General features: G+C 69.4%; 7 protein-coding genes. 2 read left to right on the top strand and 5 right to left on the bottom strand.

Annotation, left to right across the window (positions count from 1 at the left end; genetic code table 11):
* A partial coding sequence (locus GXY15_14020; GenBank protein NLV42323.1) for a LysM peptidoglycan-binding domain-containing protein occupies positions 1 to 1,170 on the top strand: 1,170 nt, incomplete at its 5' end.
* Positions 1,171 to 1,188: 18 nt separating this feature from the next.
* Here GXY15_14020 and GXY15_14015 read toward each other — a convergent pair.
* The 4 genes from GXY15_14015 to amrS form a co-directional block, all read right to left on the bottom strand.
* Complete coding sequence (locus GXY15_14015) at positions 1,189 to 1,626, bottom strand: DUF1569 domain-containing protein (GenBank protein ID NLV42322.1); 438 nt, start codon at positions 1,624 to 1,626, stop codon at positions 1,189 to 1,191.
* A 20-nt stretch (positions 1,627 to 1,646) separates the two neighbouring features.
* On the bottom strand, positions 1,647 to 3,494 hold the full coding sequence (locus GXY15_14010; GenBank protein NLV42321.1) for a hypothetical protein: 1,848 nt from the start codon (positions 3,492 to 3,494) through the stop codon (positions 1,647 to 1,649).
* Positions 3,487 to 4,611 carry a UDP-N-acetylglucosamine 2-epimerase (non-hydrolyzing) gene (gene wecB / locus GXY15_14005; protein NLV42320.1) on the bottom strand — a complete coding sequence of 375 codons (1,125 nt, stop codon included), beginning with the start codon at positions 4,609 to 4,611 and terminating at the stop codon, positions 3,487 to 3,489. Before wecB ends, GXY15_14010 begins: the two co-directional genes overlap by 8 nt.
* Before the next feature lie 272 nt (positions 4,612 to 4,883).
* Positions 4,884 to 5,966, bottom strand: coding sequence for an AmmeMemoRadiSam system radical SAM enzyme (amrS, locus tag GXY15_14000; protein NLV42319.1), 1,083 nt, complete (start codon positions 5,964 to 5,966; stop codon positions 4,884 to 4,886).
* Positions 5,967 to 6,144: 178 nt separating this feature from the next.
* On the opposite strand from amrS, the gene GXY15_13995 reads away from it, so the two are divergent.
* A complete protein-coding gene (locus tag GXY15_13995) occupies positions 6,145 to 6,420 on the top strand; it encodes an acyl-CoA-binding protein (protein ID NLV42318.1) in 276 nt (91 codons plus the stop codon).
* Positions 6,421 to 6,486: 66 nt separating this feature from the next.
* Here GXY15_13995 and GXY15_13990 read toward each other — a convergent pair whose 3' ends face one another.
* The gene (locus GXY15_13990; protein NLV42317.1) at positions 6,487 to 7,410 is read right to left on the bottom strand and encodes a response regulator; all 924 of its coding nucleotides are present in this window, start codon (positions 7,408 to 7,410) and stop codon (positions 6,487 to 6,489) included.
* Positions 7,411 to 7,424 lie beyond the last annotated feature (14 nt).

The raw sequence follows: 7,424 nt of genomic DNA, 5'->3' as shown, positions 1-7,424 counted from the left end.
GCGGAACCCCAACCGGAACCCCAACCGGAACCCCAACCGGAACCCCAACCGGAACCCCAACCGGAACCGGCCGCCCCGCCCGCCCCCGCCCTCCAGGAAGTTGTCCACAAAGTGGAGAAGGGGGACTCGCTCACGGCCATCTCCCGCAAGTACGGGGTGGAGATGAAGGCCATCCAGGAGCTTAACAACCTCAAAGATTCCACCATCAAGATTGGCCAGGAACTGAAAATAGCCGTCCCGGTTCCAGAACCGGAGGCGAAGCCGGAAGATGCCGAGGCCGGCGTTCCCGCTCCCCCGGCAGAGACCGAGGCTGCCGAAACCCCGCAGGAAGCGGCACCAGAACAGGAGTCCCCAGCTCCGGAGGAGGCCGCCCCCGCCCCCGCCCCGGCGACGCAGTCAGAACCGACACCGGCGGAGGTTCCCGAATCCGTCCCCGCAGCAACAGACCCAGCGCCCGCCACTCCGGAAACCCCGGCCGAAGACGCAGTGGCGCCTCCCGTGGAGCCCCCCGAAGAGACGGAAGCGCCCGCACCTCCCGAGGCCGCCGAAGAGACGCCGCCGCAGGAGGAGACTCCCGCTCCTCCCGCAGAACCCGCGCCCGCGCCACCGGCCCCGGAAGCCGAAGACAAAGACGCCGTCCCCGCAGAGGAGGAGGCGGTTGCGCCTGCGCCGGAACAGAAATCCATCCCCGAAGCGGTGCCCGCACCGGAACCCGCAGCGGAACCGGAACCGGAACCGACACCAGAGCCAGCAGTCACACCAGAACCGGAACCGACACCAGAACCGGAACCGACACCAGAGCCAGCAGTCACACCGGAGCCAGAACCGACGCCCGCGCCTGAAACAGCCCCTGAACCCGCGCCCGCGCCAGAGCCTGAAACGCCGGAACCGGTGCAGGAGAAGGACGCCGGGGAAGAGTCCGCAGATAAGCCAACGGAACCCGCGCCGACGCCGGAACCGGCGGCGGAGGCCGCGCCGGCCGAGCCGGCGGCCCCGCAGGCCGCAGAGGGTGAATACGAGATGTACACAGTGCAGCCCGGCGACAATGTCTACCGGCTGGCGATCAAGTGCGGCATGACGCAGGAGGCGTTCATGAAGCTCAACAACATCCCGGCATCCAACGCGCTCAAACTCGGCGCCAAGGTGAAGATGCCCAAGAAGCCGGAGTAGCCGCCGGGATTCAGCAACTCACACGCCCAGCCGCGACAGGTGATGCTCGAAATGCCGCAGGTGGAACCGCTCCCATCCGGCGACATCCAGGGGGCCGTAGAGGGGGTGCGTCCCCGGCGGGAGCTCGTCGGCCTGCACCAGGGCCAGATACTCCTCCAGAACGGCCTTGAGCGCCGCCGTCTCCCCTTCCACCGCCGCATCTGACAGGGAGGGCATCACGGCGCCGTCTTCGGGAAACGGCAGCCAGCCCCCGAGCACGAGAGGCCCCAGGACATGCACGGAAAACCAAGTGCCCCGGAACGGCTCCGGCGGCACGCGCCCCAGGCTCCGCTCGACGGAATGGCGCAGGTGCGCCGTCACGGCCGCCGTAGAAACCTCTCCGGTTGAAGAGCGCCGCGGCGCCCGACCAATCCGCTCCAGCACCCATTCCACATAATCACCGTCAAAATGCTGCACGCCCCGTCTCCTTGCGTCGCTCACTCCGCCCCGTCGCCGCGAACCTCTTCCACCAGCGGCGACCCCGGCGCGGTGTCCGCCTGGAGCCGTCCGACCGTGGCCTGTTCCACGTCCGGACCCAGCCGGAGCGCCGCCGTGATCTCCGGCTGGCGCGCGGCCACCGAACAATCGTCCACATGGAGGCCCGACACATTTTCGGCCACCATCGCCGCCGTCTCGCGGGGAGGCGCAGCCCCGGCCGCATAGGCGGCGCGCAGGCGCGTGATCTCCGCGCCGCGCACGCCGCCCAGCCAGAGCGCCGCCCCCGGCGGGTTGACACAGTAAAGGTCCTCGACCGCCACATTTTCAACCAGCCGCCCCTCCGACACCCCGCGCGGGCACACCGCGCCCAGATGAACCGCCGCCCCGCGCGGGGAGATCCCCGTCTCCGGCGCGCGTCCGCAGTCCCGCACTGTGTTTCGCCGGACCACCACGTTGGAGGGGTACCCCCCCTGCGGGGCGGTGAAATCCGCCCCCGAGACGATGCCCATGCCGCCGCATTCGTCAAAGAAATTGTTCTCCACCAGCCCGTTCGGCGCGTCCATCACCATGCCATGCCCCCGGACCCGGCGGAAAATGTTGTCCCGAAACACGTATCCGCCACCGCAGCGGCTCACATTGGCGACGGTGTCCGCCGTCTTCCAGGAGGACCCCGCCGCCACTCCGGGCACCGGACGGTCCAGAGCAACGCGCAGCCCGTCCCGGGCATCGCCGCGCACGGTCTCCGCGCGGCCCCATCCCCGCACCGCGCCCCGCGCCGTGTCCACAAAAAGAAGGACATCGCCGGGCCAGATCTCGCCGCCCCCCTCCAGGCGGCAAGAGACCGGGGAGAGGACCCCGGAAACGCGCTGGGGCGGAAAGTGAAGGTTGATGCCATCGTCACCGACCGCCCCGAAATGACAGCCCATCACCAGCGGCCCGAGGGTGTTCTGCTGAAAATGTGCCCCGTCGCTGTTGGCGGAAAGCAGCCGCCCGCCCCCCGGCGGCGGCGCCACCGTCACCCGGTCCACCACCATGCCGCCCGTGGCCGCGCCCGCCACCGCCGCCCCCTGGGATGCGCGGATCACGACCCGGCGCACCGCGCATTCGCCGCCCCGCGTCACCTGCACCGCCGCCCCCGCGCGGCGCGGCACAAACACCACCCGGTCCCCCATCACCGCCCAGCCCAGCCCGTCCCGCCGGGCGTTCGCGGGCCGCACCCGCCAGACCCGGCCCGACAGACGGGTCCAGGCGTCCACATAGAAAACGCCGGGGGCGCCCGCCTTGAGCCGCGGCCGGTCCCGCTCAAAGAGCAGACCCCACCGGTCGCCCGGGCGGGAAGCCCCGGCGAACCACGCATGGTCCGGCTCGGGAAAGCCCTCCGTGATGGCCACATCCATCCAGCCCTTTGCCGCGTTCACTTGAAGCACCGCGCCCTGGGAAAACGGCACGGGATCATAGTCCACCGACAACTCCTCCACGGAGCAGGCCTCGCACCCCTCCAGGAGCAGGCACCCGCCGCAGGGGCCGCTGACCAGCAGCACTGTGCCCTCCCCCCTTCCGCGCAGGGTCATCCCGCGCGCCCCGCGCAATGCCAGGATCGGGGCGTCCGGATCCCCGGAAGCCAGACGGTATACCCCGCGCTCCAACTGCACCACAACGGGACGGCCAAGCCGGACCATGTCGTCCAGCGCCTGCTGCAGCGCCGGGGCGCAGTCCTGGTCCTTGTCAGGCTGGACGCCGTAGTCCGCCGCATGGAGCACGGAGACGGCGGGTTCCTGCGCCCCCAAAGACAGGGGAAAGGCCGCCAGGAAAAGAAGGACTGCGGGAAAGCGGTGCCGGCTAGGCATCGCGCCCCCGCAGGAAATCCGCACAGGCCTTCACAACGCACGCCGAGGCGGCGCCCTCCCCGTAGACCCGCGTGCCGCCGTCAGCCCCCCATGTTTCCTTCCCGGACAGCACCCCGCGCGCCGCCTCCCGGATGCGGGCGGGGTCCGTGCCCACCAGCCGCAGCACGCCCGCCGCCACGGCCTCCGGCCGCTCTGTCGTCTCGCGCAGCACCAGGGTCGGCTTGCCGAGGGTGGCCGCCTCCTCCTGCACCCCCCCCGAATCGGTCAGAATCAGCCGCGCCCGGTCCATGAGGGAGACGAACACCGGGTAGTCCTGGGGCTCGATGAGCCGGACGTTTTCAAGCCCCGGCGCGGAGAGCACCCGGTTAACCGGTCCGCGCACATTGGGGTTCAGATGCACCGGATACACGAAGTTCACACCGGGGAACTCCCGCGCCAGACCGGCGAGGACGCCGCAGAACCGCTCAAACCCCTCCCCAAAACTCTCGCGCCGGTGCAGGGTGACCAGCACCAGGGGGCGCGCCCACCAGGCCGCATCGGACTGCAGGGGCAGGCCGGGCGCCTCCGGGGCGTTGCGCCGCACACGGTCCACCATCATGAACAGGGCGTCTATCCCCGTGTTGCCCGTCACGAACACGCGGTCCGGGGCCACGCCCTCCCGCAGCAGGTTGTCGCGGCTTTCCCCCGTGGGGGCAAAGTGAAGGGTGGCAATCCGGGAAATCATGAGACGGTTCGCCTCCTCGGGCCACGGGGCGTCCAGATCCCCCGTGCGCAGCCCCGCCTCCACGTGCCCCACGGGAATGTGGTGGTAGAACGCCGCCATGGCCCCCGCCAACGCCGTGGCCGTGTCGCCCTGCACCAGCACCAGGTCCGGCGGGGTGGCGGCAAAATGGGTGTCCAACCCCTCCAGTGCGCGGGCCATGAACCCGCACAGGGATTGGCCGGACCGCATCAGGTCGAGATCCGCGTCGGGGGTGACCCCGAAAGCGGCCAGAACCTGGTCGAGCATCTGCCGGTGCTGCGCGGTGACGCACAGACGGCCCGAAAGCTCCGCATGGTCCCGCAGGGCCAGCACGAGAGGGCACACCTTCACGGCCTCGGGCCGCGTGCCCGCAATGACGGCGACGGTCTTGTTCACGATGATCCTGCTCCCGGCCGGTCACCATGCCGGCTGGGTTCATCATACCCCAACGGCGGGCGGCATCCCAACGGCGGGGGCATGGTGCGGGTGCCGGGGAAACCTTCAATCAGCATGGACGCAATGGACGGCATGGACAAGATGGACGGAGAGAGCCGAAACCCGAGCCTTCGCGCAGCCCCCATCTCCGCCTGCCGGATGCTGTCCGTGTCCGTCGGTGTTCGTCCGTGCCAGTCCGTGCGGCGCGCGCCTCACCACCGGCCCGGTGCCGCCGCTCCGCATTCGGGGCACTTCCCCCCGGACAGCCGCAGGGCGCGCACCTGGAATCCGGAACGCTCCACCAGCGCCGCGCCGCACTCGGCGCAGAAGGTGTTCTCCCGAGACCCCGTCTGCCGGGGCAGGTTGCCCGTATAGACATGGCGCAGCCCCGCCGCCTTCCCGATGTCCCACGCCCGGGTCAGGTCGTCCGCCGTGGTAGGTCGGGTGCCCTTCTTCCGGTACTGCGGGGTGAACGCCGTCACATGCCACGGGATGTCCGGCGACAGCCCGTGCAGGAAGGCGGCGAGCCGCCGCAGCTCCTCCGCGTCGTCGTTGAAACCCGGCACCAGCAGCGTCACCACCTCGACCCACACCCCCGCCGTCACCAGCCGCTCCAGCGTGTCCATCACCTCCGCAAGCCGCCCGCCCAGCTCCCCGTAGCGGTGCGCGTCAAAACACTTCAGGTCCACTTTGAACACATCCAGCGCGGGAAGCAGGAAATCCAGCGCCTCGGGCGTGGCGAAGCCATTGCTCACAAAACCGCACAGCATCCCCCGCGGCCTCGCCTCCTCAAAAACCGCCCGTGCCCATTCCGGCGTGATCAGGGGCTCGTTGTACGTGCTGACCATCAGCGCCGCCCCGGCGCGTTCGCCCGCCTCGGCGATCTCCCGCGCCGTGCAGGCGTGCGCCGCCGCCCCCGCCGCCGGGTCGCGCAGCACCTGGCTCGTGTTCCAGTTCTGGCAGAAGGGGCAGCGCAGGTTGCACCCCAGCATGCCGAACGACAGCGCCACGCGCCCGGGCTTCACATGATAGAACGGCTTCTTCTCCACCGGGTCCGCCGCCAGCCCCGCCACATACCCGAAGGGCACCTTCAGTGCGCCCCCCTCATTGACCCGCACCCGGCACACCCCCCGCCGACCCGGCCGCACCAGACACCGGTGCCCGCACGCCAGACACCGCACCGCGCCGTCGCCTTCCGCCACCGTCAGCTCCGGGGCGGCGGCCACTGCCTGTCCGGAAAAGAATTTCCGGAAGACCGTCTCCATGATCTCGTCCATCTTGGTTCTTGGTTTCATTTCTCCCGCCCTGACGCAATTGGCGCGGCACGGATCGTTGTCCAGTATACCATCGCCTGCTCCGGAGTGAGTTCCGACGCCGCACTTGACAATTCTGCTAAATTCTTGTATACAATAGGGCACGCGCGGGCACCATGGCGCGCGCGAACATTGGCCTTAACCGAAAAGGAGTCACCCCATGTCCGACGATCTTGACGCCCGGTTCAAACAGGCAAGTGATGAGGTCACCCAGTTGTCGGAGGCCCCGGACAATCTGGCGAAACTGAAACTGTACGCCCTGTATAAGCAGGCGTCGGCGGGCGACTGCGCGGGGTCCCGTCCGGGGATGCTGGACTTTGTCGCGCGGGCGAAGTATGACAAGTGGAAGGAGCTGGAGGGCACGCCGCAGGACGAGGCGAAGCGTCAGTACATTGGGTTTGTGGAGGAGTTGAAGGCGGCGGACAAGGCGAAATAACGCGGAGCTCCTCGCAGGCGAACATCCATGGGCGCCGCCGTTCCCGCAGGGGTGCGGCGGCGTTTTCTACTGGACCCGCCGGTCGGTGTAGACGCCCTCCCCGAGGCCGCGCGCGTGCAGGCGCAGTTGCGCGAGGTTCTCGAAGCACGCTTGGACGCTGTGCCCGGCGGAGGCCCGGACCCCGGTGCAGTAGACCAGGGCGCGGACGGGGGGCACGCCTCCTGCGTGGCCCCGGCTCCTCTCATGCTCCGCGACGGCCGCGGTGATCCCCAGGGCCTCATAGAGCTCCGGCTCGTGCTCCTGCCAGGACTTGTGCGCGGCCTTGCAGAACCGTTCGGCGCTTCCGGGGGAGAGCATGGCGACGAAGTGCCCCGCGCCCATGTGCGCGACAAGGAAACCGGGGTCCTTGATCCGCTCCCCGGCGGCCTCGAGGATGCGCGCTGCGTGGCGAAGGGCCTTGTTGCGCGCGTCCACCCCCTTGGCGCGCCCGAACTCCACCAGGTTGACGAGTTCCATGCACGCCAGCGCGAAACGGGACTTTCGGCTGATGCGGTGCTGTATCTCGTACTTGGCCATGCGGTGGTTCATCAGCGCGGTCAGGGGGTCCGGCTCGTCCAGCCCGACGGCCCCGTCCAGCAGGGCCTTCAGGCGGGCGGTGAGCGTTGCGGGATCGCAGGGCTTCGGCAGAAAGTCGTCCGCCCCCTGCCCCAGACCGTGGTGAAGCTCCTCCTCGGCGGACATGGACGAGACGAGCATGACGGGAAGGGTGAAGAGGTCCCGGTCCGCGCGGATGCGGCGGCAGGTTTCAAACCCGCTCACCTCGGGAAGCATCACTTCCATGAGCACGGCGGAGGCCCCGCTTTGCTTGAGCACATCGCAGACACGCCCCCCGCGCGTTTCGAGCATGCACTCGATCCCCGCAGCCGAAAGAACATCCCGAACCCAGGCCCCCGCTCGGGTGTCCCAATCAACATATAAGACTTTGACCACGGCACCTCCTAGTT

It is taken from the genome of Candidatus Hydrogenedentota bacterium, assembly GCA_012730045.1.
In the GTDB taxonomy this organism is placed as follows: Bacteria; Hydrogenedentota; Hydrogenedentia; order Hydrogenedentales; family CAITNO01; genus JAAYBR01.
Note: the sequence above shows the minus strand (reverse complement) of the source record. Positions and strands in the feature narration are given on the sequence as shown.

Coding starts and splice junctions, on each gene's coding strand:
- GXY15_14010 (NLV42321.1), bottom strand. CDS start 3,494: ATGCCTAGCCGGCACCGCTTTCCCGCAGTCCTTCTTTTCCTGGCGGCC.
- amrS (NLV42319.1), bottom strand. CDS start 5,966: ATGAAACCAAGAACCAAGATGGACGAGATCATGGAGACGGTCTTCCGG.
- GXY15_13995 (NLV42318.1), top strand. CDS start 6,145: ATGTCCGACGATCTTGACGCCCGGTTCAAACAGGCAAGTGATGAGGTC.